A 25,175-nucleotide genomic window follows, 5' to 3' on the forward strand; every position below is an offset into this window, starting at 1 on the left:
CACGTCCACCTGCCGAAGTTTGGCGACGATCTCTTCCGGCTTGTGCTTCTTCTGTCCCATTCTCGTGTCCTCCATCAGCTCGAAAGCCTACTTCAGGGAGGACCACTTTTCAGGGGGCAGACCACCATCGCCGCCGAAAGTGACATTGGCATTGGGCTCCTTTCCTCAGCATACGCCTTTGAGCACGTCGCCGTGCGCTCTGCTGTAAGCGGATATCGACCAGTTCGTTGCGGGCCCGCGTTGGCGAGCCCGCCCTCCTGCTATTATTTAAAAGTTTGAGAAGTCGAGGGTGACGAGTGGCTTGCGCAGGTCGATCTTCAAGTCTTGCGCATACTCAACAAACGTGTGGTGGAAGCTGTAGCCAGCTCCCGGAAAATGAATACGCCAATAGTAGGCCTCCCCGTGGTTGTCTGGCTCGCTGATGCTGAGGAGGTTGGCCTCAGATAGCAACGATAAGTCGCCGTCGAGGTCCTCGCCGTGATATATCCGGCGAAGCTTCGGATCGCTGACGCGGAAGTTGTCGTCGAAGCCGGCCGACCTTTCGTCCCTGCGCTCGACAAGGAACTTGAACACCTCGCGGGTGAGTCGCGGCAGAGCGGACAACCGACGGCTCAGCTCAGCGATCGCCTTCTCCGCCTCGGCTCGATCGATCGGAGTACCCTTGGCGTCGAAGTGCGCTTCCATCTTCGCGGCGTTGGAGAGCTGCGGGCGCGGGAGAGCCTCGATCAGATTGTCTATGCTCGTCGGAAACCGGCCCTCCTCATCAGGGATCTCAAGCTCGATCCGGACACGGCGCGTCTCGCGTGATACGTAGCTCTGAAGATCGACCAGCTTATCGATCGACAGAGACATCATCCGCCCGCAGATGTCATTGAAGTCCCAGACCATGTCCGGAGTGAAACCAAAGCTCGCATAGGGCTCGCCGTTGAAGGTGTATGACCCCTGCTTCTCGCCGATCACTAGCACACGAATGTTCAGGTACTTTGCGCGCTGGTCGGCGTCGATCTTCTCGAGCGTCTCTTTGACCTTCGCGCCCGATTTGTCGGCCGTAACCTGGAAAGCCCAACCTCTGGTTGCGTCACCGAGGTCGAGCCCTGGATTGTTCGAATGCTCGGCGTTGAGGTTGGACAGGCCGAGCCCGAGCGCGCGGTTCAGCACCTCTTTCGCGAAATCCTCGACATGAGTGTGGATATCGAAGAGGTGGAGGCGCGCGCGCTGTTTGGCTTGCGCTGCGATACCCGCCAAGTCGTCGACAATCTGGCCAATCAGGTGGCCTCGCGTAAGCATAGACGTACTCCGTTAGGTCGCCTGTTGAGCTGACGCTCTTAGCCCCTGCCGGCTCGAATTTCAGCGCCTCCCACGTTTGGAGACCGCTGGGCAGCCGCTCAGGCCCATACATTCCTGCTCTGGCGGGAGCACCTCGGCGTAGCAACGCTGGGTGCAAGAACGCTCCGAGGCGGAGGGCCACCTCGGTTCAGCCCGCCACCTCGCGACGGTGGTGGCGGCCACCAACAGCTCGCTCAAGGCTTGTTCTTGGGATCGAACCCGAACCGGATGGAGGCTCTTCCGAGTTCCTCGAAGAACCCGCGCTTCATCGGTGACATCGGGTTCGGCAGCTCGATGACCCTCCACCGTCCCTGGGTGGTCACCTCGGGAACATACAGGATGCGGAACTTCACGCTGCGGTCGGCCGAGGCCTCAAGCGCCGCTCGCACCTCGCTAGAACCGAGTTCGAATTCACCCGGATCGCCGGTCGAGGCCTTCACCTCATAGCGCCATCGAACGCCGTTTTCCTTGATGACCTCGAAGTCAAATCCCGACGCGTCCGTGCCTCGGGCACCCAGCAGGCTCACAGCCCGGTTCGGCGATACCCACGCGGCCTCCGCCTGCTCGACCGTGAGGCCGTGCCTCTGCCGTATCCAGAGGAACGCGCGCGTCTCCCCGAGCAGGCCGATGGCGCCTCGCTGGTCCTCCGACATCCGACGTTCGGCGACGACGAAGCTACCTCTACCCCCTCCCTCGCCACCGCCACCTCGCGACGACCTCGACTGCGCCTTGCTGATGGGGTTGAGGGTAGCAGGACCGCAGCGGGAGGACCAATCCTGGTCGTCCTCGGCATCCTTGAGCGCGGCCGACACAAGCTTGGCGAGGTCGGCCTTGTTGCCCGCGTCGTAGGGCTGGCCACCGAACGAGATGGTCCGCCGCTCCGCCTCCCGCTTGCGCTGTTGGTCTGCCCGCCAATTCCGTGCCCGCTCGACCGACTTCGCGTCGATGCCAAGGGTGTTCGGGTCCAGGCTGTCCGGCATGCCCAAAGGCCAGATACCCGCCAACCTCAGGGCCAGGAGGAAGGCCGAAGGCGTCAGGCGTTCGAAATCCAGAACTCCCGCATCGTCCAAGTCACGGACGATCTCCACGACCGTCTTCCTCCAGGCGGCCGGCACGTCCCGGCCGTTGTGCTCGCACCATGCGATCACGGACGGCATGGCGTCCCTCACCGCCTCGCGGGCAACCTCTGCGTTGTGGGGATGCACGTCGCGGAACGGTTCCAGCGTTTCGGGAACGTCGGGGCCATGCGCAGCGTCCATAGCTGCCGAGGCAAGATTCCACACATAGGTCTCGCCCACGCCTTCGAGAGTGGTTTCCCACGAGGGGTCGTAAGCGATGAACGACAAGGTGCGCGCCTGCGCGTACCCCGAGAGCGAGCCTCCCTCGACGAAGTGGACGCGATGGTGGCGCCTGAGACGCTCGATCACGCGGTCGCGGACGGCGCGCCGGGCGAACTCGAACTGGCCGCGCAGGTCGGCACGGCTGGTCAACGGCTCCTGTCCCAGCGCCGCCAAGGCAACGTTGAAGTTCGACAACGAAATCGAAAATCGGCGGCGTAGCGAATCCCGATCCTCGCTACCGGTGCAAGCGGCGACAAACTCCTGCAACGCGCAGGGTAGCGGGACCTTCTGGCGCTGAAGCCACGAGGGCAAGTCGAAGTCGTCGATCTGTTCCAACACCAGCAACAGCGCCTTGCCGTAGTCCACCCCGGCCACACAGGCGATGACGGGTGCGACGAGGTCGCGGATCTGGTCGACGCTGCCGACGCTCGATCGGAAAGCCTGCGCTATCCGTGCGGGGTGCCACCTCAGGGCGGAAGCGAGAGCCTCGTTCGTCGGCCTTTCGAAGGGCGTATGAGCGAACTCGCTCGCGACCGTTCCGAAGCAAACCCGGAGCGCCCCGTCTGCGCGGCCATCGACGAGGCGTTCGAGGGCACGCGCGAGCGGCCTCAAGTCGTCCCACCGGAGTTCCGGCCTGCCGACGACCATCAAGGTCGGGTGCTCGCGGTCGCGCAGGTGAACGAACCGCTCGGAGAGAGGGATCGGCTCCCCACCATCCACGACGACGGCCAGACTATCGCAGAAGTGCAGACGCACCCTGGCGAGCGCGGCCCGGAACGCGGTCCGGGAGACCTGGAACGCGAACCCCCTCCCTTCCACGTCCAAAGCGAGGACGGCCAGGTGCACCAACCAGCCGCGCCCCCCGGCCGGCAGCTTCGGATCGGAAGAGCTGGGCACGAAGCGTTTCCCGTCCGCCTCCATCCACACGTCGACATCGGCGAGGGATACGGCCGGTATGCCCGCGCGGTTCAGGATGGTAGCCACCACCGCAGGCTGGGCGACGCCCTCCAGGATGCTGGCCCCGCGATCCTGAACGATCCGCGCTTCCATCGATGCCATGTCCGGCGTGACGTAGAGGCGCGCCTCACCGGGTCCAACGGCTACAAACATGTCGCTCGCTTCGGCCACGATCTTGAGACCCGGGGGCGGCAAGGCCTTCGTCGCGACGACATCCTCCCATGCAGCGGCGACGGCGGAGCGGATCGAAGGCTTCTCCTCTGAGGTGGGCTGGGCTTTCTGAAACGCTTGGGCAAGGACGGCGATGCGACGGAAGGCGGTGCCCGCGTCCGACCAGTCTCCGAGCCCAAGGTGTTTCAGGCGGCCCCAGACGGTCTCCTCGACCAGAGTGGTGCGGACGTCCTCATGAGGCCGCGACACCGAGCGCGGGATTTCGCGGCCGCGCGAGCGTCGCCACCATACGGACCGGGGAGGAACGAAGCCGATGCCCGAGCCTTCGATACACGGCAACCAGGCCGCCTGTCTCAGGAACGACAACGCCGGCGTCGGAAGATCGTGATGGTCGCCCCTGCTTTCGTGATGAACCCCTACCTTCAGCGTGAAGGGATCGACACGACGCAGGAGCCCCAGCACGAGCATCGCATAATCCGAGCGACCTTCCTCGGAGAGTTCGCCGTGTTCCGACTGACATGGCAGGTGACAGAATCCAAGCCCGTGCGCCGCACGGGAGACGTACATCGACTGCGAATACCTGAATTGGGTATTCGCGACCTCCTTCATCCAGTACGGGTCGGCCGAACCAGGCTTCCAAGTCCCGGCGAGATACTGCCTCCAGAAGACATGGACGTAGCCGGCGGCGGGCGCCGCCGGGATAGGTTGGAGCCCGTCCTTCACCCCGCAGGCGTCGAAGAACTTGGCCCAGGCATCTCGGGCCCCCTCTTTTCCGTCCCCACCCTTCAACCCCCAACCCGGATGCACCAGCATGCGGTCGCGAAGCCTCTTCGCGTCGTCGGAGACTTCGACCAATTCCGCTACGACCGCTTCCAGCCGGCGCCCGTCCTCGGTCCACGCTGCCGACATCAGGGCGTCTTCGGCCTCAATCCAGCGACCAGAGGCGACGGGGACACGCAGGTGTGCCTCGCGAAGCGTCGGCTCGCACTCCTTTCCCATCACGGACCATACGTCGAAGGCCCAGGCCAGGATGTCGCCGAGCGTCTCCGGTTTTGGATTTGAGGCGACGATGCGTCGATGGTCGGCAAGGATCTTGACCGGGTCTATCTCGCTGACGAGGCCGGCCTTTAGCAGGGCTGTCCTGGTCTCGGACGCCAACGCGATCCTGGCGTCGAGGTACGGGACGCGTCGGCTGAGGGAGCGCGGCGGCATCCTCACCTCGCGCGACCTTCCGCGGCCACCGCGGTCCGTCAGATAGACGGGATGCGCCTCGTCGGCTTGCGCCGGAAGGACATGGGACGGGGAACCCGAAGGCCCACCATAAAGGATCGACTTCCCGGCAAGGGCATCAAGATTGAGTTCGAGGTCGTCGAATGAAGCGACGACGGCGTCCAGGAACTTGCCCCATCCTTTCCAGGGGTCACGGCCGCGAGACCGCTCCTTCGCCACGGCCTCGATCCATTCCGCGATCTCCGAAGCGTTCGGGGCCATGTTCGCCGGCAACGAAAGCCCCGGTCGCGCCTCCTTCAGCCTAGCCAACCGAATGTCGCCGATCCTGGGATCGAGAAGCGGCGCGTTGGCGACCTCGGCCAGAACCGGAGCTTTCAGCGCGGTACGGGCCGCCCCCCACCACCGGGCGCGGCGGAAGCTGGTCCAGCCTCCTCCTGCGACGGGCAGGATCTCGTCGTTCACGGGCGGCCGGCCGCCGTTGGCTTTCACGACATGACGCATGTGAGACGCGCGCCACGCGACAAGGTCGACAACCGCCCGTGGTTCGATGCCGTGAGCCACGTCCGCACCGCCCGCCAGATGTCGGGCGGCGGCCAGAGCGGCCCCCGCACAGGCCTCCAAGAGGAAGTCGTTCAAAGGCACGCTCTCGACGAAGTCCTTGCGATTGAGCGAGGCGAGGAAGGGTGCATCGAGGTGGCCGAAGATCGGCGCCTCGACGGAACCCCCGAGAGGAAGGTAGCAGTAGACCCGACCGGCGCGAGGCCGCGGGGCCTTGAGAGGCACGGCGACGGAAACGACGGTCGGCGCGTCCGTGCCGAGCCACTCCTCCAACCTGTTGTCGTCCTTGAGGCTGTTCCTTACCGCAGTCTCGAAGGCCGCCTTCTCGACGCGCCGCCGGACGACCAGGAAGTCAGTGCCGTTGATCCTGGTCTTCTCGACGGAGGTCGGCACGGCGCCGGGAAGGTCGAAGAGGTGGCTCGATTGCCGCAGGATCCGCGTGACCGACGGCTTCGAGCCTTCCATCTGCGTCTCGACGACGAGGCTGCCGATGCGGTCCAGGAACAGGGTGGGCGGGGTCTCGGCGTCGCGCAGTTCGGAGATTTGCGCTTCCACGTCTGACACGGCGTCCGCGTCGGGCAGCTCGATGCGCACGAGGGTGGCGTAACCCTGCCTCGCGAACTCGCGGACCTCGCTCGACTGCCCGTCGACCGGCAGGGCGAGCATGGATCGAGGGACGTCACGAAGCAGCGATCGGACTTGATCGGGGCTTCCCCCCGCATCCTCGAACAAGGCCGCGGCCTGGGCGTCGTCGGCGAACCGGAAGCAGAACCCGTCGAAGGCGTCGCGCGGGCGACCGTTTCCCAGGCAGGAGTACACCTCCGGCACGGACGTCAGCGACATGACGCTCCGGAACCCCAAGCCCTTGTTCCCGATGCCCTCGCCGTACGATTTCGTGCTCTGGGCGGGCAGGCGGACGGCCGACACGTTTTCCCAGGCGAAACCGCGCCCGCGGTTGGCGACTAGGAGCGTGCCAGAGCCGGCACGGGTCCTTCTGAAGACGATCCGGATTTCGTCCGCACCCTCGCCCCCAAGTGCGTCGTGGGCGTTCTGGATCATCTCGAAGACCGCCCGGTGGCGGTAGTCCGCGGCGATATGGCGGATCGTACCTGTCAGGCTGGCGAACACCTCGGGCAGGTGCAGTGCGTCTTGCGCAGCCTTCCTGCACGCTTCGTCTAAGCGGCGTGCAGGCTCAGATTGGCTTGCCGGAACATCCTCATGGGTCAGCTCTTCAAGCACGTTATTCACTCGCCAAAGGTCGGCGCGGCTTGTGAGGAGGCCGATACAGACACGTGTTGCACGTTCGCTGCTGTCCTAAACGTCTGCAATGCTCGCGTTAGGCCATCAGACTTCAAAATGACGGCTTGATCCCTAAAAAGACGACTGGCAAGATGAATTAGTGCCGGGGGCGGCTGCTACCCGCCCCCGGCACCTTTGCACAAGCCAGTGAGGATCGACCTATGCGCAAGAAATATCAGCCAACCCCCGCCGAGACGGCAACCCTCGTCGTCCATCTCATGACGGAATATGCTCGCGAGAAGGGGAAAGCGACGACGCGGGCCCGGATCTCCCAGCAGACCCTCCGCCTCATTTCGTCTAGGACCCACCTACGGCACAGGTTCAAGGAGGACTGGTCGGAGGCGATGGAACTAATCGGATGGCTGTCCATTCCGGTTGGCGACAACTTCGCGATTATCCAAATGGACACCACGGACGGTTGGCCGCGGATCGGTTCAAAGCGCATCGCAGAGACCCTCAAGCGCGTTCATCGCGGTGACGTTAGTGTCATCGCGGAGATCGAGGAGGCGCTGGAAGATCCCGCCGAAGGGGCGGACGACGATTGATCGCTCGACATGATAGCTCGTGTCGAGCCGGTGGGACCGAACCAGGGTCTTCAGCCAGATCCCACCGGCTCATACCGTTGGCGTCAGCTCTGCTCAGGGTTGTCAGTTAATGGGGCACAACCTGCTGACGTCATGGCCGCCGCTTCCGGAGCGGCTTTACCCCCCCCGGAGCGGACATTCGCATGGGCGGGGCGGAAGGTCTGCAACGGGCCGAAAGCCGACCGGCAGCTTTCGGATCAGAGCTTCGCACAAGCGGTCGTTCCGACATCGCTTGATGGCTACGGTTTCGCCGCTGCTACCCAAAGCTACTGTTTGTAGTAATCGTACGAGATCGGCTTCCGAGCGTTCTCGACAATTAGGGCGGCCTGTTCGATCAGGTCGGATGCATCCGGGTACCGCTTACGTACCAGATCCGCGAGGGCCTGCAGCGCGCGAATGAGGACAACGTCGGCATTCGGATCGGTCGAGATCCTCGATGGTTCGTCCCGTTCTCTCATCGACAAACCCTCTTCTGCTGCAGCTCCATCCGGCGACGCTTCGTTGTTCGAGGGCCGCCGGATGCTGTCGCTGCGGTGCAAGCGTCACATGCAGTCGGCGACGTACTCGTACTGGTCCGCCTTCTCGTTCTCGCCGGCCTTAATGGTGACGATCTCGGTCAGCGTCGTCGCGGGCAGCGTTTCCCCCTTGATCAGCTTGGCCGCTGCCTCCATCGCCGCCTCGCCCTCCTGCTTGGGGTTCTGGGCGATCAGGGCGTGGATCGTGCCGTTCTTGAAGGCGTTCACCTCGGCGGTCGCCGCATCGTAGGCGACGACCTTGATGCGACCTGCCGCACCCGCCTGCCGCAGGCCCGTGATTGCGCCGATGGCACCCTGGTCGTTGGTCGAGAAGATGCCGGCCAGGTCGGGATGGGCCGAGATGGTCGAGGTCACGATCTCTGCGGCCTTCTGCGGGTCGTCGCTCTGGTACTGCGCGCCGATGTATTCGATGCCGGCATAGGTCTTGAGCTGCTCCTCGAAGCCCTTGGTTCGGGCATCCTGCGCGGCGGAGCCGGGCGGCTGGGTGATTACCAACACCTTGCCCTGGCCGCCGAGAAGCTCGTTCATCGCCTCGGCACCCTGCCGACCGCCGGCCTCGTTGTCGGTCAGCACCTTGGTGCGCACGAAATGGTCGTCGTTGATGGTCTGGTCGACCGTGATGACCTGCGTGCCCCGCTCGCTCAGCTCGCGCATCGGCTGAACGAGCGCCTGCACGTCGGTCGGCACGATCGCGGCGACGGCCGGTGCCGTGGCGGTGACCGCGTTCACCACCGGGATCTGGCTGTCGGCGGCGAACTGATCAGGTGCCGAGACCGTCAGGCTCAGCCCGAGCTCCTGCGCCTTGGCCTGCGCCCCGCACTGAAGCGCCTGATAGAAGGGGCTGCCCTTCACACCGAGCACGAGCGCCACGGACTTGTTGTCCTTTGCGAGCGCCGTGCCGCCTTGCGAGAGGATCGCAGCGGTGGCGAGGGCGGAAAGGAGGATCCGTCTTTGCATCAATGCCATTCCTTCTGTCACGAGGGGTTGGGAAGTCGATCTCAGGAGCGGGCGCGGGCGCGCCGCTTGAGCTGGTCGATCCACACGGCGAGGATCAGCACGGCGCCCATCGCGACCGTCTGCCAGAAGGGCGGGATGCCGAGGATCACGAAGCCGTTGAGGAGGATGATGGGAATGAACACGCCGACCACGGTGCCGAAGATCGAACCCGTGCCGCCGAAGAGGCTGGTGCCGCCAAGCACGACCGCCGAGATGGTGGTGAGGTTGTCCATGGCGTGGCCGCCGATCGTGGTGGTCGAGAACCGTGCGTTGCTCATCACGGCGGCAAGCCCCGCGAGCGTTCCCGAGATCGCGTAGACAGTGACGAGTCGGGCCCGCACGTTGATGCCGCTGCGCCGGGCCGCTTCCTCGTTGGAGCCCACCGCAAAGACTTGCAGCCCGAAGCGCGTGAGGTGGAGGACGACGCCCGCCACCACGGTGACGAGGATCGCCACCGCGACCAGTGCGGGGATGCCGAAGATGCGTCCGCTGCCCAGATGCGCGACGAGGCGCTCGGGCATGGCGCGCACGTCGAGGCCGCCGGTCAGGATCTGCGAGAAGCCAAGCGCCATGCCGAGCGTGCCGAGCGTCACGATCAGCGGCGGTATGCGGGTGACGGCGATGAGCACGCCGTTGACGACGCCCCATAGAGCGCCCGCTGCAAGGGCAGACAGCGTGCCGATCGCGATGATAGGCCAGCCGGCATCCGTCGTGCCGAAGGTCGTGCCGGCCTCGCCGGTCAGCGTCAGCATGACCTGCGCCGAGACCACAGAGGCGAAGACCAGGACGGAGCCGACCGAGAGGTCGATGCCCGATGTCACGATCACGTAGGTCTGGCCGACGGCGAGCACAAGCAGGATCGCTGCGTTGATTGTGATCTGGGACAGGTTGTAGCTCGAGCCGAACTGCGCGGGGCGCAACGCGGCGAACACGACGACCAGCGCGATCAGGAGAAGAAAGATCCATCCTCCGCCGAGCAGGCGCGCAGCGCGCTCGCGCCCCGTCTCGCGTGGGCTCTCGATCTCGATGGCGGGTTCGGCGACGGTCATGCGGCGATCTCCGTGGGCGATCCGCTGGTCATGGCGCGCACAAGCATATCGACGGTGGCGTCTCCGGCGCGGAAGGTCGCGACCTTACGGCCGAGCCGCATCACCTCGACCCGGTCGGCGACGGCGAGGACCTGCGGCATGTTGTGACTGATCAGAACCACGGCGATGCCAGCGTCGCGCACTTGGCGCACGAGGTCGAGGACGCGGGCGGTCTGGACGACGCCGAGCGCGGCGGTCGGCTCGTCAAGGAACACGACCTTGTCGGCCCACATCGCGGCGCGTGCGATGGCGACCGACTGGCGCTGGCCGCCGGATAAGGAGGCGATCGGCACCTTGTCGGAGCGAAGGCGCACGCCGAGGCGTGCGAACTGCTCGGCGGCGCGGCGCCGCATCGTCGGCCGGTCGAGGAAGCCGAGCCGGCCGAGAAGGCCGGAGCGCGTCATCTCGCGGCCGAGGAACAGGTTCTCGGCGGGCGTCAGGTCGGGCGCGAGCGCAAGGTCCTGATAGACCGTGGCGATGCCCCGTCGCTGGGCGTCGGAAGGAGAGGCGAAGCTGACCGGACGTCCATCCAGGAGGATCTCGCCCGAGGTCGGGCGGTCCGCGCCAGACAGGATCTTCACCAGCGTCGACTTGCCCGCTCCGTTGTCGCCGATCAGCGCGCAGATCTCGCCGGGATAGACGGCGATGTCGGCACCGCCCAGTGCCTGGACGTGACCGAACGAGCGCGTGATCCCACGTGCCTCGAGCAGCGGCGCGCTCACCCCTCCCCGCCCTCGAGCGCGAGCCCGACATTGTTGGAGAAGGCGAAGAGCTCGTTGTAGCCGGCTGCGGTCATGCGAGACCAGTGCTCGAACGCCGCCTCGGCGTTGGGAAAGTGCCAGATCTCGACCTCTTGGAAGTCGTGCTGGCCGCGCACGTGGTAGCGCCCCGCCGGCTCGGCACCCTCCGCCTTCGCCCGCTCTCGCACGCCGTCCCAGGCGGCCAGCTTTTCGCGTTGCACGCCCTCGTTCAGGAGGTACCAGTGCGGGCGTGGGCGGGAATAGTGGATCCAGATGCAGTCGGTCATGATGCCGTTTCCGATGGGCGGATAAGGTCGGCCAGCGGCGCTAGGCGGCCGAGCACGTGGCGCGAGGTGGTGAACTTGAAGTCGGCGACGCGCTCGTGGCCCGTGATCGCCCGGTCGACGGTCTCGGGTGCTGGTGCCTCCCAGATGCCGAGGTGGTGCCACCCGTGCGCCCAGTCGAAGCGGTGGCGACCGGCGATGTTGACGCCGTGGGCAAGGTCGCCCTTGAAGGCGTGGTCGCATTCGAAATCGTAGGCAGTGCGCTCGGCCGGCGTCGCCGCGCCCCACTGGTCGTTCCATTCCCAAAGCGCCAGAAATGCCCACGCGTGATCGGTGCCCGCGCCCGCGCCCAGCACAGGTGCGAACTCACGTGGCCCGATCAGCCATTCGGTGGTGAACAGGCGTGCCCAGCCCGCCTGTTCGAGGCGGATCGTCCCTCGGATCGCCTCCGTGATCCCCGGCGCCTCGAAGACGCCGGCCATGTCGAAGGAATGGGTGAAGCCCGTGTCGAGGACGATCGCGTGGGTCGGCGCGGAGGAATCGAACATCTCGCGGATCGACAGGCGCCATCCCTCTGCGGCGAGCTCGTCGATCACCCGGCCGATGGCGGCCTCATGGGTTGCGTCGTAGCCGGCGAAGCCCTCGGTCTGTCGACGTGCGAGGAACATCACAGCGCAGCGGGCCGGCTCGCCGCCGGCCGCCGAGGCCGCCTGAAAGACGTCGGTTTCGCCGGTCAGGAGCGACATTAGCCACGCACCTTCGCGACGGCATCCATCAACCGCTCGACCCGATGCGGATCGACAGGATTCCACCAGCGACCATCTTTCTTCAGCCACTGGCCGACGATCGCGCCGTCAGCCGTGGCGAAGAGCGCGGGGACCTGCTCTGGCGAAAGGCCCGAGCCGACGATCACCGGCAGGTTCGTGCCCGAGCGGACCTCGTCCACCTCGCGCGGCTCGGTCGGCGAACCGGTGCGCGCGCCGGTCGCGATCAGGACATCGGCATCGAACCACTCGGCATCGGTCGCCTGCTCCGCGATCGAGCGGTCGGCGGTGATGGCATGAGCGCCGAACTTGACGTGGACGTCGGCGAAGATCGCGACGTCGTGCGCGTGAATTGCTGAGCGGTAGCGCATAGCCTCGGGCGCGGGTCCGTTCAGGAAGCCTTCGTTGGCGACATAGGCGTTGACCCACTGGTTGACGCGAACCCAGCGTGCGCCGACAGCCTTGGCGACGGCCAGCCCCGGAATGGCGCCGTTGGCAACGCAGGTGATGCCGATCGGCGTATCGACCGCCTCGCGTACGGCAAGGCACGCTGCGGTGAGCCCGGCCACCGTTTCCGGCCCGATGTGTTCGGGGCGCGAGAAGGGCAGATCGCTGGCATTCTCGATCATGATGCCGTCGATGCCGCCGCCCGCAAGGGTTTTGGCATCCGCGACGGCGGCTGCGAAGACCTCGCTCAGCGCCTCCCCCTTGTAGCGAGGGGCACCCGGTAGGGGCTTCAGGTGGATGACGCCGATCACGGGCTTGCGGACCGGGAAGAAGTCTTCCAACGCGTTCGGCTTCTCGGGCAGGACTTGGGGAGCGGTCATGAGGCGATGGCGGCTTTCGACAGATAGGATTGGACGGTGGGAAGGTCGGGATAGGAGCTCTGCGCGCCGAGCGAGCCGCAGGACAGGCTTGCGGCCGTGACGGCGCGCGCGAGGCTGTTCTCGAGCGGCAGGCCTTGCGTCAGGCCGGCGAGGAACCAGCCGGCGAGACAGTCGCCGGCCCCCGTGGTGTCGACGACGGGAAGGCTTGGCGGTGGGCGGTAGGCGAACCGATGCGACGCGTCGCGGTAGCGCGCGCCCGCCGACCCGAGCGTGGAGATGACGCGGCATGCGCCGAGATCGAGAAGACGCTGCTCGGCGTCCGGCCCGATCCGGGCCGACGCCCGTTCGTTGAGGAAGAGGACCGCCGCGCCGTCGATGACACTGGCGATCGAGGTGATACCGTGCGGGAACGAGGCCGGCTCCAAGTCCAGAGACCAGCCGATCCCTGCGCTTCGGCATCGCTCGATAAGCTCACGCGCCGCCGATCCATAGAGGGCGGTATGGACGTGCGTGATCCCATCCAGCGAAAGTGCCGCCACGGCCTCGGCGTTCGGGCAGAGCGAGACGCCGGGATCGAGCACGAGGCGCTTCTCGCCGTGCGGCTCCAAAAGAACAACGACGCGCGAGAGCGGACCGGGGCAACGGGCGGCCTCGACGACGAGACCGCGGGCGGCCAACTGGCGGAGGACGACTTCTGAGGCCGGGTCGTCGCCAACTTGAACCCCCAATCGAACATTGGCGCCGCTTGCCGATGCAGCCACGGCGGCGTTTGCGACGACGCCACCCACCGCCTCGACAGACCGAGTGGCGTGGACCTTCTCGTCTGCACCCGGAACGTGGTCGATCACCATCGTTAGGTCCAGGGTGACGTCGCCGACGAACAGGATGTTGGTGGTTGGGATTTGCGACATGAGATCCGTACTGATCTGCCCTACGATCAACGTACGAACGTCATGACATTTGCGTCAATACGATTCTGCTCTTCCGCTGCACGTAATCGCGTCGACGTTTGCTCGATCGAAGAGCAGTCCGCCCTCTGATTTCGCAGATGCACCCGGAGCGCTCTCATAAAATCGCTATCGACGGAACGTCATGACGTTGCTAGGGCGAACGGCATGGCTTGGAGTGATCAGACCCTCACCAGCGACGGCGTTCCTCTCTGGTTCCAGATCGCCGCGCTGCTTCGCGACGCGATCTCGGCTGGCGAGTTCCAGCCCGGCACGGTTCTCCCGTCCGAGGCCGACCTGTTCCGCGTCTTCGGCGTAAGTCGCACGACCGCTCGCTCCTCGCTCGATAAGCTGGAGCAGGAAGGGCTGATCGTTCGACGCTCGGGGCGCGGGTCGATCGTTCTGGAGCCAAGGGTGGAGCAGCCGCTCAACCTTCTGGGCGGCTTCTCCGAGGACATGCGCCGCCGCGGTCTTTCGCCGAGTCACCAAACCCTATCGGCGGCCTTTGCCCATCCCCCGACGGAGGTTCACGAGGCGCTCGAGATCGGATCCCGCCGCAAGGCGTATCGAATCCACCGCCTCCTGAAGGCCAATAACAGCCTGATCGCCAGTTCGACCTCCTGGCTTTCGCCCACGATCCTGAAGAGCCGCGAACCACCGGGTATTGCGGAACTCGACGGCGGCTCACTCTACGTTTGGCTCGAAGCGGAATGCGGCGTCCGGCTGTGCGGTGGCCAGGAGATCATCGAGGCGCAGGGCGCAGGCCAGGACATCGCCGCGCTTCTCGAGGTCGAGGTTGGCACGCCCGTTCTTGTGGCGACACGAACGTCGCGAGACGAAACGGGACGTCCGGTTGAACAGGCAACGATTACCTACCGGGCCGATCGATATCGCTTCAGGCTTGATCTTTCGGCACCGTAACGGGCCGAAAGCGGACGGGCAGCTTTGGGAGTGATCACGTCAAAAGCTGCTGTTCTACAGACGGCACTATCAAGGCCATATGAGCACAATCGTTTGGCTGGCAAACTGAGTTGATAAGCAGTGGGCCCTGCTATTCAGATGTGAATGTCGTACGATCTCCAGATGTCGAGCGCCCTTAGAATTGCTCAAGGGAAATTTGGCCGCGTCGCGCTGTTGGACATGAATCGTCCCCTCGTGCGTCACGCTCATCCACATTGCCACGTCCTGTTGAAGGTCGAGGGTGCGGATACACAATTCTCAGTGCGCGACGAACTCGTTCCATTGACGAACGAAAGTGCAGTCCTCGTCAATGCATGGGAACCACATGCCTATGCGCATGACCCACGCCGCCCTCCGACGATCATCCTTGCACTCTACATCGAGCCGCGATGGCTTGCGGAATTCCGGCCGAACTGGACCGCGAGCGGCAGACCCGGCTTCTTTACTCAGGCCACCGGCGCCATCACTCCTCGCATTCGGGCGCTCGCCGACGACATGGCCCGAGCCATGATTACCGAGCCGGCGGCGCAGACCCTTCACGAGACGTTCTTGTCCGATCTGATGATCGCGGTGATCGAGCGCTTCACGCCATGGCGTGAAACAGCGGTGTCGCTCAGAAACCTCCAAAAAGGGCCGAGCGTCGATCGCCGCATCCGCACGGTCGCCGCCCAGATCGATGCGGACCCAGGCGCGATTCGCCAGATCGATGATCTGATTGCTGCGACTCATGTTTCGCGTGCGCAGTTCTTTCGCTTGTTTGAAGCTTCTTTGGGTGTTTCGCCTCGAGTCTATCTCAACGCCGCGCGATTGGAGCGGGCTGTCCTAGCTGTTTCGGACAGCGAGGCGCACCTGTCTACGATCAGCGATAGCCTTGGCTTCTCCGTTCCCGCGCATTTCTCGCGTTTCTTCCATGACCATGCAGGGTCGTCACCTTCTGGCTTTCGCGCCGTAACGCAAAAGCCCCTTTGATTTTGAGACTCCTCGGTAAGCGGTGAGACCGGGAGGGATCGTGGCGCCCTTCCGTCCCCCCTAAGCTCGCCTCTCATACGGCATCCCCGACGAGCGGGTGCCTTGGGAGGATACCAAGAGATGACCGCCATTCCGCCATCGGGCGGCTGGACGGGACGTTCGGTGCCGCGGGTCGAGGACGCGGCGCTGCTGACGGGCCGTGGCCGCTACGTGGACGACTTGCCGATCGCGCCTGGAACGCTGCACGCCGCCTTCCTTCGCTCGCCCCATGCTCATGCCGTGATCAAGCGCGTCGACGCATCGGCGGCCCTCGCTCTGCCGGGCGTCGCTTGCGTCCTCACGGCGGACGAAGTGCGCCGGCTATCGCGCGCCATGACCGTCGGAGTGAAGGCCGATGTCGAGGCTTGGCCGATCGCCGTTGACCGGGTGCGCTATGTCGGCGAGCCGGTCGCCGTGGTCGTGGCCGCCGATCGCTACATCGCCGAAGACGCCGTTGATCTCATCGAGGTCGAATACGAAATTTTGCCGGTGGTGGTTGATCCACGCACGGCGGCGGAGCCGGACGCGCCGACGCTTCATCCGTCCTTGGGCGGCAACGTCATCAACGAGCGTCTATTTCGCTACGGCGAGCCGGATGCGGCGTTCGAGGCGGCGTCCCGCCGCGTGGCGGTCACCGTCAGCTATCCTCGCAACTCAGGCACGCCGATCGAGACCTACGGCGTCGTCGCATCCTACGATCCGAGCGAGGATGCCTATGACGTCACGGCCAACTTCCAGGGTCCGTTCTCGATCCACGCCGTCGTCGCACGTGCCCTGAACGTGCCGGGCAACCGGATGCGCCTGCGCACGCCGCCCGATTCCGGAGGATCGTTCGGCATCAAGCAGGGCGTCTTTCCCTATATGATCCTCATGGCGCTGGCCGCCCGCCTAGCCGACCGGCCGGTGAAGTGGATCGAGGACCGGCTCGAGCACCTGTCGGCGTCCGTTTCGGCGACGAACCGCGTCACCACTCTGGAGGCGGCCGTCGAGACGGACGGTCGGGTCACGGCGCTGCGCTGGGATCAACTCGAGGACTGCGGTGCGCATCTGCGCGCGCCCGAGCCGGCTACCCTCTACCGCATGCACGGCAATATGACGGGCGCCTATGCCATCCGTCATGTCGCGATCCGCAACCGGATCGTGCTCACCAACAAGACCCCGACCGGCTTGAACCGGGGCTTCGGCGGGCCGCAGATGTATTTTGCTCTCGAGCGGCTGATGCAGCGGATCGCGGTGGAACTCCGGCTCGATCCCTTGGACGTGATCGAGCGCAATCTCGTGCCGGCAGGCTCCTTCCCCTACCGAACGGCGACCGGCGCCCTTCTGGACAGCGGCGACTACCAGGCGGCGATGGCCCGCGCGATTGACGAGGGCGGACTGGCGGACCTTCTGGAAACCCGGCGCGCGGCGCGTGAGGAGGGCCGGCTCTACGGCATCGGCTACACGGCCGCCGTCGAGCCGAGCGTGTCCAACATGGGCTACATCACCGCCGTTCTGTCACCGGCCGCGCGCCGCAAGGCGGGTCCGAAGAACGGAGCCCAGGCCACCGCGACGATCGCGATCGATCCGCTCGGCGCCGTGTCCGTCAAGGTGGCCTCCGTGCCGCAGGGACAGGGGCACCGCACGGTGCTGGCCCAGGTCGTCGCCGACGTCTTGGGCCTTGAGCCCGGGGCCATCCGCGTTCTGGCCGACGTCGACACGGCGCGCGACGCCTGGTCCATCGCCTCGGGCAACTATTCGAGCCGCTTCGCGCCGGCCGTCGCGGGGGCAGCCAAGCTCGCCGCCGACCGGATCGCGGTCAAACTGAAGCGCGTCGCCGCTGAACAGCTCAACGTGGCGGCGGACGAAGTAGAACTCGCGAACGGCCGCGCTCAGGCGCGGGCCAACCCGGAAAACGCCGTATCCTTCGCGCGCGTGGCCGCTGCGACGCACTGGGCTCCGGGCACGCTGCCGGACGACGTCGACCAGACCATCCGCGAAACCGTCTTCTGGACCCCGGAGCAGTTGATCGCACCGGACGACGATGACGCGGTGAACTCCTCGCTCTGTCACGGCTTCATCTTTGACTTCTGCGGCGTCGAGGTGGACCGGCTGACCGGCGCGGTGCGCATCGACAAGTACGTGACGATGCACGATTGCGGCCGCATCCTGCATCCCGGCATGGTGGCGGGGCAGGTGACGGGCGGTTTCGCCCACGCGGTCGGCGCGGCGCTGCTCGAGGAGTATGCCTATGGCCCGGACGGCAACTTCCTGTCCGGGACGCTGGCCGACTACCTGATCCCGACCGTGATGGAGGTCCCCGAGCCGGTCATCCTCCATTACGAGAGCCCTTCGCCCTTCACCCCGCTCGGGGCCAAGGGGGTCGGCGAGGGGAACTGCATGTCGACCCCGGTCTGCCTCGCCAACGCGGTGGCGGACGCCTGCGGCTTCGACGAGGTGACGCTGCCGCTCGTGCCGGCGCGTCTGGCGGATCGTCTGGCATCGGAGGAGAAGCCCTCCCGTGAAGCTCCCACGAAATCGGTCGCCGCGCCCGCCAAACCGGGCGAGCGCAAGCTGACGGGCGAAGGATCAGCCGAGGTTGCGGCGCCCCAGCAGGCCGTCTGGGACATGCTCCTCGATCCCAGGACGCTGGAGGCGGTGATTCCTGGCGCGCACGGCGTACGCAAGGTCTCGCCCACGCGCTTCCTAGCCGACGTCACGCTCGGCGTCGGTCCGGTGAAGGGACGCTACCGCGCCGAGATCGAGCTTTCGGACCTCGCCGAGCCAGAGGCGGTCACGCTGTCGGGCGGGACGGACGGCGCGCTCGGCTTCGGCCGCGGCTCGGGACGGATCACGCTGGCGCAGACCGCACCGGATCGGACCACGCTGCACTACAGCTACGAGGCCGTGATCGGCGGCAAGGTCGCCTCGGTCGGCGGCCGACTCCTGGACGGGGCGGCGCGCGTCGTGATCGGCCAGTTCTTTAAGTCGCTCGCCGCTCATGCCGGGGGTGGAGCGGACGCGGCACCCGGCCTCCTTGCGCGACTTCGCCGCCTGCTCGGGAGGGGCGCATGAAGCCGGCGCCCTTCGATCTCGTGCGGGCCGAAACGCTGACCGAAGCGCTCGACACCCTCGCACAGGCGGGCGAGGACGGGCGCGTTCTGGCCGGCGGCCAGAGCTTCGTTCCGATGCTGAACATGCGCCTGGCGCGGCCCGGCGTCCTGATCGACATCATGGGCCTTGCGGAACTGCGCGCCGCCGACCTCGCCAAGGGCGCCCTTCGCATCGGTGCGGGCGTGCGGCAGGTCGAACTCGCACGCCGGCCGGACCTGGCCGACCGGCTTCCGCTCCTGGCCGCCGCCATCCCCTACGTTGGCCACGTCCAAACCCGGTCGCGCGGAACGGTGTGCGGATCGCTGGCGCATGCCGATCCGAGCGCCGAGCTTCCCCTGGTGCTGATCGCCTTGGGAGGCGAGATCCATCTGCGCACGAAGAAGGCGCGCAGAACCGTCGCCGCGCGGGACTTCTTTCTCGGCATGATGGCGACGGCGATGCAGCCCGGCGAGATGCTCGAGGCGGCATCCTTTCCGCTGCGCCGGCCCGGCGAGGGCTTCGGCTTCCGCGAGGTGGCTCGGCGCCACGGAGATTATGCCGTTGTCGCCGTGGCGGCGGTGACCGGTCCGGAGGGCGTTCGCCTGGCGGTCGGCGGGGTGAGTGATGTACCGGCGCTCCGAGACCTGCCCGATCCCGAGAGCGGCGATCTGGATGACGCGCTGAACGACTTCGCCTGGTCGCTCGACGCACGCGAGGATCTCCACGCCACCGCACGATATCGGCGCGAACTCGTGCGCCGTCTCGGCCGCGACGCCATCGAGGAGGCGGTAAGATGCCGAAGCTGACCAAAGCCGAACGCCATCCCGTCCGCTTCACCTTGAACGGGCGGCCCGTCGAGGCGTTGGCGGAGCCACGCACCCTTCTGACGGATGTCCTGCGACATGGACTCGGCGCGACCGGCACCCATGTCGGCTGCGAGCACGGCGTCTGCGGCGCTTGCACGGTGGAGATCGACGGCGAGCCCGCCCGCGCCTGCCTCGTTCTGGCGGGCCAGATCGACGGTCAGCAGGTCCGCACGGTCGAGGGGCTGGAGCCCCAGGCCGGCACCCTGTCCGTGCTGCAGGACGCGTTCCGTCGCCACCACGGTCTCCAGTGCGGCTTCTGCACGGCCGGCATCCTCGTCACGTTGGATCTCCTGTTCCGGAACCGGCCCGACGCGGATGAAGCGGAGATCCGTGATCACCTCTCGGGCCACCTGTGCCGCTGCACCGGCTACGCACCCATCATGCGCGCGGCGTTGGACGCGCGGGACCGACTCAACCAGGCACCAAGGGAGGCAACGCATGCTTGACCTGGGAACCAGCTTTCTGGCGAGCGTCGAGCGCGATCCGAGCGCGTTGGCGATCGTCGACGGCGCGACGCGGCTTAGCTATGCCCAATGGCTCCCGCGCATCACCGCGTTGGCGCAGGGGCTGACGGATCTGGGCCTGCGACCGGGTGACCGCGTCCTGACCCTCCTCCAGAACCGCTGGGAGAACGCGACCCTGCACTGGGCCTGCCAGTTCGCGGGCCTCGTCGTCACCCCCCTCAATTGGCGGGCCAAGAGCGACGAGGTCGACTACGCGCTGGAGGACTCCGAGGCGCGGGTTCTCGTTTGCGAACCGGTGTCCCACGATGCCGTGAAGAGCAGCGTACGAGCGCTGGACGTGATCCGGCTACCCGTCGAGGAGAAGAGCGGCGGTTCGAGCCTTGCCGCACTGATGGCGGGGAGCGCCGAGGCCTTCGAACCGTGCGCGTCGGCGCAGGACTGGTCGCTGATGCTCTACACCTCGGGCACCACATCGCGACCCAAGGGCGTGCCGCGGCGCCACCATGCCGAGCGTGCCGGAGCGCTCGCCCATGTCGCCCAGAACCTTTATCGGCACGGCGAACGAACGCTCGGCGTCATGCCGCTCTATCACACGATGGGCGTCCGCTCGCTTCTGGCCACGTCGTTGATCGGCGGCGCGTTCGTCTGCCTTCCGCGCTTCGACGTGGAAGGGGCGCTGCGCGCGATCGAGGACAACGGGATCACCAATCTCTACCTCGTCCCGACCCTCTACCACGACATCGTCCACCATCCCGCCTTCTCGCCGGACCGCGTGCGCAGCGTCACCAAGCTGGGCTTTGCCGGCGCCTCCATGACCGACGGCCTCATGCGCCGTTTGAGCGAGAGCTTCCAGCCCGACCTCTTCGTCAACCACTACGGCTCGTCCGAGGTCTACACGTTCACGATCGACCAGAACGCGCCCGCCAAGCCCGGTTCGGCTGGCCGTGCCGGCATCAACCAGATGGTCCGGGTCGTGAAGCTCGGAGAGCGCGACGCGTCGCGGCGCGCCGGCTCGCGCGAGGAAGGCGAGATCGCCGTGCTTCTGAAAGGCGACGAGAGCTTCGAGGGTTACTGGAAGCGTCCCGAAGCCGATGCGAAGGCGATCTGCGACGGCTGGTACTTCACGGGCGACACCGGCTTTCTGGACGAGGAGGGCGACCTCTTCGTCACCGGACGCACCGACGACATGATCATCACCGGCGGCGAGAACGTTTCGCCGGTCGAGATCGAGAGCTGCCTGTCGCTTCATCCCGCCGTCGACGAGGTGGCCGTGGTCGGTCTGCCGGACGAGCGCTGGGGCAAGGTCGTTACCGCCTTCGTGAAACGCTCGGGCGCGGTCAGCGAGGCCGAACTCGACGAGCACTGCAAGCGATCCGGTCTCGCCAACTTCCGGCGTCCCCGCGCCTACGTCTTCGTGAACGCCATTCCCAAGAGCCCGGTCGGCAAGCTGCTGCGACGCCTTCTCGTGGCCGGGCAATACGAGCCTGAAACCCTGGCCGAGACGCGCGTCGCCTCCTGACATCTCCCCGAAGGATCATCCCCATGAGCGAACCTCATCGCTTCGACCATCCCGCACTTCGATCGCTCGACGGCTTCAGGGTCGCGATCGATCCATCTGCCGAGCGGGCCGACATCGTGCTCGACCGCCCGCCCTACAACGTCGTGTCCATGACTGCACGCGACCAGCTGCGTCTCGTCTTCGAGGCGCTCGATGCGGATGCGCGTGTGCGTGTCATCGTCCTATCGGGCGCCGGCGCGCACTTCTCCTCGGGCGGAGACATCAAGGGCTTTCTGGAGGCCAGTCCCGAGCACGTCTCCAAGCTTGCCTGGGACGTGGCCGCACCGGCACGCTGCGAGAAGCCGGTGATCGCAATGAACCGGGGCTACTGCTTCGGCGTCGGCTTCGAACTCTCGCTCGCCTGCGACTTCCGGCTGGCGTCCGAGACGACGCTTTACGCCCTGCCCGAGCAGAAGCTCGGCCAGATCCCGGGCTCCGGCGGATCGGCGCGTCTCCAGAAGATCGTCGGCGTCACACGCACCAAGGACATCGTGATGCGCTCCAAGCGCATTTCCGGGAGCCAGGCCCTGGACTGGGGCATCGCCACCGAATGCCACCCGGACGACGCCCTGGAGGCAGCCGTCGCGGCGCTCGTGGACGAGTTGCGCAGCTTCTCGCCGCTTGCCCAGCGCACCGCCAAGAAGCTCCTGAACGACAGCGACGACGCGCTTCTCTCCACTGCGATCGAGCTGGAGGGTCTGAACTACTCGCGCCTTCGGATGTCGGACGACTTCCGGGAAGGCGTCGAGGCCTTCCACGCCAAGCGCCGGCCGACCTTCAAGGGGGTCTGAGGCGGCGAAGCCGACACGGCTTTCGACCCTCGGCGGCACCGACATCGCAGACACCTCGTCCCTGGCTCGCCGCCAGGCCGGGATAGGCATGCCCAATTTCATCGACGCCGGCGGTCAAGACCGGCACAAACGTGGAGGAACCCGATCATGACAACCCTCGAACAGGCGGACCAACCCGCCGTCGCGACACCCACCCGACGGCAGACCATCACGGCGGCGTCCGCGTCCCTGTTCGGGTGGGGACTCGATCTCTTCGACCTCTTCATTCTGCTCTACGTCGCCCCGGTCGTCGGGCGACTGTTCTTCCCGTCCGAACAGCCGATGCTGTCCTTGGCCGGCGCTTACGCGTCCTTCGCCGTCACGCTTCTGGTGCGTCCGCTGGGCTCCGCGATCTTCGGGTCCTACGCAGACCGATTCGGTCGCAAGCGAGCGCTGATGGTCGCCGTCACGGGCGTCGGCTTCTCGACAGCGATCTTCGGACTCCTGCCGACAGTGGGACAGATCGGCTGGTTCGCTACCGCGCTGTTCCTGTTCTTCCGTCTCGTACAAGGCATCTTCGTTGGTGGCGTCGTCGCGTCGTCTCACACGATCGGTACGGAAACGGTGCCCGAGCGCTGGCGCGGCTTCATGTCAGGGGCTGTCGGCGGCGGCGGCTCGGCCATCGGCGGCCTTCTGGCTTCGCTGGTGTTCTTCGTGGTCTCGCTCTTGTTCCCCGGTGACGCGTTCGCCGAAACCGGCTGGCGCGTGATGTTCTTCTCGGGCCTCCTGACCTCGGTGGTCGGCCTCGTCATCTTCCGCAACCTCGAAGAGTCGCCGCTGTTCAAGCAGCTCCAAGCCAAGAAGGCGCTGAAGAACGCGACGGCGCAGAGGGACGCCTCGCCGGTCCGCACTTTATTCTCCCGCCCGCAGCTCAACGGCTTCCTTCTGACCCTGCTCCTGTCCTTCGGCGGCGGCTCGGCCTATTATCTGACGTCGGGCTACCTTCCGACTTTCTACAACGTCGTGAACGGGGTTCCCGGGTCCTCGGCTTCGATCATGCTGATCCTGGCCAATGTTGGCGCGGCGCTGGGTGCATGCGGGGGCGGCGAACTCAGCCAGCGCATCGGCCGTCGTCCTGCCTTCATCTGGATGGGGGTTGCGCGGATCGTCACGTTCCCGCTCCTGTTCCTCGTGATGGGAAGCACCACCGGACTGTGGACCATCGCCTTGTGCGGATTCGCGCTCTCGTTCCTGGCGAACGCCAGCTACGGTCCGCTCCTGATCTACCTGAACGAGCGCTTTCCGACCGCCATCCGGGCGACCGGAACGGGCCTGTCGTGGAACATCGGCTTCGCGCTGGGTGGGATCCTGCCGACCTTCGTGTCCCTTGCCGCGGGCGGCCCGTCCGGAATCCCGATGACACTGGCTATTTTCACGGTCGCCGTCACGGTGGTGTACCTTCTGGGCGCCTTGCTCACGTCCGAAACGCGCGGCAACCTGGAGCGAATGTAGCCTTCCGCACTTGCCTGAAGCCATGGACGAGCCCAAGCGGAGAAACATGGCTTCAGACCCTACCTTCATCGAGATCGACGGAACGGCCATCGAACTACGTGAGGTCGCAGGCGTCGGGACGCCAATCCTGCTTTTGCACGAGGCACTCGGCTCCGTTTCGCTCTGGGGTACGTTTCCCGAGCGCCTCGCAGCTGCATCCGGCCACCCTGTGATCGCTTGGTCGCGCCAGGGCTTCGGGCGATCCGGTCCATTACCCGAACCGCCCGGGCTGGACTTTCTGGACCGGGCGGCGGACCAGACCCTGGCCGTCATGGCGCGGTTGGGGATCGACCGTATCCATCTTCATGGCCACAGCGACGGGACAGCGATAGCCCTTCTCGTAGCGGCCAGAGCGCCGGACCAAGTCAGGAGTCTCGTCCTGGAAGCGCCTCACGTCACGGTCGAGATCGGAGCGCTGAAGGCCATCGAGCAGATGCGCGACCGGTTCGCGAGCGGCGATCTGCGTAAGCGACTCGCACGCCATCACGACGATCCGGACACCGTCTTTGAGAATTGGGTCGGTATCTGGCTGGACCCGCGCCTCCGGAACTGGTCGATTGAGGCGCGGCTTCGGCAGGTGCGTACACCGACCCTGTTGATACACGGCCAGGATGACGTTTACTTCAGTGCAGACCAACTTGAACGCATCAAAGCCATTATTCCAGGTACCGACGCGGCGGTCATTCCGGGATGTGGACACTCACCCTTTCGTGACCAGCCAACTCTCGTAGCAGAGATATCGGCAAATCACGTCGGAAAATGCTGACGCAGACGATGTCCGCAATCATCAGCAGTGATCCGTTGGCACCTCGCGTCTTTGAAATATTCCGTTTTTTTCCTTTATCGTAGATCGTATAATATGGATTGGTGATAATCGCATAACTATAACCAAACGTCCGCCTACAGATAATTCTACGCGCACGTGAATTTCCTAGCTTCTATCTTAAACGAAAGGCTTTGAAATGAAGATACGAGGAAGATGCAATGAAATCCACGAGATGCTTTCGCACAACGTGCCCTGTGCCCTCAAAGGTTTGCGAATAAGTGCGTAATTTCGCCTTGGTCGGAATGGGGCCGATACCGGTCCGTCTGCTATCGGAGACTCGGCGGGAGAAAGCAGCCGTCGTTGAACGCTGCCGGCAAGCGGCGGCTTCCGACCCTGGCTGTGTCAAAACCCTGCGCGTGCTATTCTCGTCGGGGTTGACGGGAGGGTGGCATGGGACGCTTCGTTGTCGGTGCCGATCGCGATCAAGCGACTCTGTTTCCGCCCTGCCTTGAG

20 protein-coding genes are annotated in these 25,175 nt (G+C 65.7%); 10 read left to right on the top strand and 10 right to left on the bottom strand.

Annotated features, from left to right (window positions below; genetic code table 11):
- Positions 1–267: 267 nt before the first annotated feature.
- Together H7A85_RS19680 and H7A85_RS19685 are read right to left on the bottom strand one after the other, a co-directional pair.
- Positions 268–1,287 (bottom strand): SMEK domain-containing protein, encoded by a 1,020-nt coding sequence (locus H7A85_RS19680; protein ID WP_182422243.1) that lies wholly within the window; start codon positions 1,285–1,287, stop codon positions 268–270.
- Positions 1,288–1,520: 233 nt separating this feature from the next.
- Positions 1,521–6,821, bottom strand: a complete 5,301-nt coding sequence (locus H7A85_RS19685) for a hypothetical protein (protein WP_182422244.1) — start codon at positions 6,819–6,821, stop codon at positions 1,521–1,523.
- Between the two features lie 221 nt (positions 6,822–7,042).
- Here H7A85_RS19685 and H7A85_RS19690 point away from each other — a divergent pair, with 221 nt between their 5' ends.
- Positions 7,043–7,426: a hypothetical protein gene (locus H7A85_RS19690; RefSeq protein WP_182422245.1), complete on the top strand. Its 384-nt coding sequence runs from the start codon at positions 7,043–7,045 to the stop codon at positions 7,424–7,426.
- 305 nt (positions 7,427–7,731) lie between these two features.
- Here the strand turns inward: H7A85_RS19690 and H7A85_RS19695 are convergent, their stop codons facing one another.
- The 8 genes from H7A85_RS19695 to H7A85_RS19730 are packed head-to-tail and all read right to left on the bottom strand — an operon-like array spanning position 7,732 to position 13,611.
- Complete coding sequence (locus H7A85_RS19695; RefSeq protein ID WP_182422246.1) at positions 7,732–8,004, bottom strand: hypothetical protein; 273 nt, start codon at positions 8,002–8,004, stop codon at positions 7,732–7,734.
- 3 nt (positions 8,005–8,007) lie between these two features.
- Positions 8,008–8,958 carry an ABC transporter substrate-binding protein gene (locus H7A85_RS19700; protein WP_182422247.1) on the bottom strand — a complete coding sequence of 317 codons (951 nt, stop codon included), beginning with the start codon at positions 8,956–8,958 and terminating at the stop codon, positions 8,008–8,010.
- A gap of 41 nt (positions 8,959–8,999) precedes the next feature.
- Positions 9,000–10,046, bottom strand: a complete 1,047-nt coding sequence (locus tag H7A85_RS19705) for an ABC transporter permease (protein WP_182422248.1) — start codon at positions 10,044–10,046, stop codon at positions 9,000–9,002.
- Complete coding sequence (locus H7A85_RS19710) at positions 10,043–10,807, bottom strand: ATP-binding cassette domain-containing protein (protein WP_182422249.1); 765 nt, start codon at positions 10,805–10,807, stop codon at positions 10,043–10,045. The genes H7A85_RS19705 and H7A85_RS19710 overlap by 4 nt, the downstream gene beginning before the upstream one ends.
- On the bottom strand, positions 10,804–11,112 hold the full coding sequence (locus H7A85_RS19715) for a hypothetical protein (protein WP_182422250.1): 309 nt from the start codon (positions 11,110–11,112) through the stop codon (positions 10,804–10,806). The genes H7A85_RS19710 and H7A85_RS19715 overlap by 4 nt, the downstream gene beginning before the upstream one ends.
- Positions 11,109–11,855, bottom strand: coding sequence for a hypothetical protein (locus H7A85_RS19720; protein ID WP_182422251.1), 747 nt, complete (start codon positions 11,853–11,855; stop codon positions 11,109–11,111). Before H7A85_RS19720 ends, H7A85_RS19715 begins: the two co-directional genes overlap by 4 nt.
- On the bottom strand, positions 11,855–12,700 hold the full coding sequence (locus tag H7A85_RS19725) for a BtpA/SgcQ family protein (RefSeq protein WP_182422252.1): 846 nt from the start codon (positions 12,698–12,700) through the stop codon (positions 11,855–11,857). The genes H7A85_RS19720 and H7A85_RS19725 overlap by 1 nt, the downstream gene beginning before the upstream one ends.
- On the bottom strand, positions 12,697–13,611 hold the full coding sequence (locus H7A85_RS19730) for a carbohydrate kinase family protein (RefSeq protein WP_182422253.1): 915 nt from the start codon (positions 13,609–13,611) through the stop codon (positions 12,697–12,699). Before H7A85_RS19730 ends, H7A85_RS19725 begins: the two co-directional genes overlap by 4 nt.
- 204 nt (positions 13,612–13,815) lie before the next feature.
- Here H7A85_RS19730 and H7A85_RS19735 point away from each other — a divergent pair, with 204 nt between their 5' ends.
- The 9 genes from H7A85_RS19735 (at position 13,816) to H7A85_RS19775 (ending at position 24,662) form a co-directional block, all read left to right on the top strand.
- A complete protein-coding gene (locus H7A85_RS19735; RefSeq protein ID WP_182422254.1) occupies positions 13,816–14,568 on the top strand; it encodes a GntR family transcriptional regulator in 753 nt (250 codons plus the stop codon).
- Positions 14,569–14,730: 162 nt separating this feature from the next.
- On the top strand, positions 14,731–15,576 hold the full coding sequence (locus H7A85_RS19740) for an AraC family transcriptional regulator (protein ID WP_182422255.1): 846 nt from the start codon (positions 14,731–14,733) through the stop codon (positions 15,574–15,576).
- A gap of 120 nt (positions 15,577–15,696) precedes the next feature.
- Positions 15,697–18,669, top strand: coding sequence for a molybdopterin cofactor-binding domain-containing protein (locus H7A85_RS19745; RefSeq protein ID WP_182422256.1), 2,973 nt, complete (start codon positions 15,697–15,699; stop codon positions 18,667–18,669).
- The gene (locus H7A85_RS19750; protein WP_182422257.1) at positions 18,666–19,493 is read left to right on the top strand and encodes an FAD binding domain-containing protein; all 828 of its coding nucleotides are present in this window, start codon (positions 18,666–18,668) and stop codon (positions 19,491–19,493) included. The genes H7A85_RS19745 and H7A85_RS19750 overlap by 4 nt, the downstream gene beginning before the upstream one ends.
- Complete coding sequence (locus tag H7A85_RS19755; protein WP_182422258.1) at positions 19,481–19,999, top strand: (2Fe-2S)-binding protein; 519 nt, start codon at positions 19,481–19,483, stop codon at positions 19,997–19,999. Before H7A85_RS19750 ends, H7A85_RS19755 begins: the two co-directional genes overlap by 13 nt.
- Positions 19,992–21,536 carry an AMP-binding protein gene (locus H7A85_RS19760; protein ID WP_182422259.1) on the top strand — a complete coding sequence of 515 codons (1,545 nt, stop codon included), beginning with the start codon at positions 19,992–19,994 and terminating at the stop codon, positions 21,534–21,536. Before H7A85_RS19755 ends, H7A85_RS19760 begins: the two co-directional genes overlap by 8 nt.
- 23 nt (positions 21,537–21,559) lie before the next feature.
- Positions 21,560–22,366 (top strand): enoyl-CoA hydratase/isomerase family protein, encoded by an 807-nt coding sequence (locus H7A85_RS19765; protein ID WP_182422260.1) that lies wholly within the window; start codon positions 21,560–21,562, stop codon positions 22,364–22,366.
- 147 nt (positions 22,367–22,513) lie between these two features.
- Positions 22,514–23,857, top strand: a complete 1,344-nt coding sequence (locus H7A85_RS19770) for an MFS transporter (RefSeq protein ID WP_182422261.1) — start codon at positions 22,514–22,516, stop codon at positions 23,855–23,857.
- 22 nt (positions 23,858–23,879) lie between these two features.
- Positions 23,880–24,662 carry an alpha/beta hydrolase gene (locus H7A85_RS19775; RefSeq protein WP_182422262.1) on the top strand — a complete coding sequence of 261 codons (783 nt, stop codon included), beginning with the start codon at positions 23,880–23,882 and terminating at the stop codon, positions 24,660–24,662.
- Positions 24,663–25,175 lie beyond the last annotated feature (513 nt).

The organism is Aureimonas sp. ME7 (assembly GCF_903970965.1).
GTDB lineage: Bacteria > Pseudomonadota > Alphaproteobacteria > Rhizobiales > Rhizobiaceae > Aureimonas.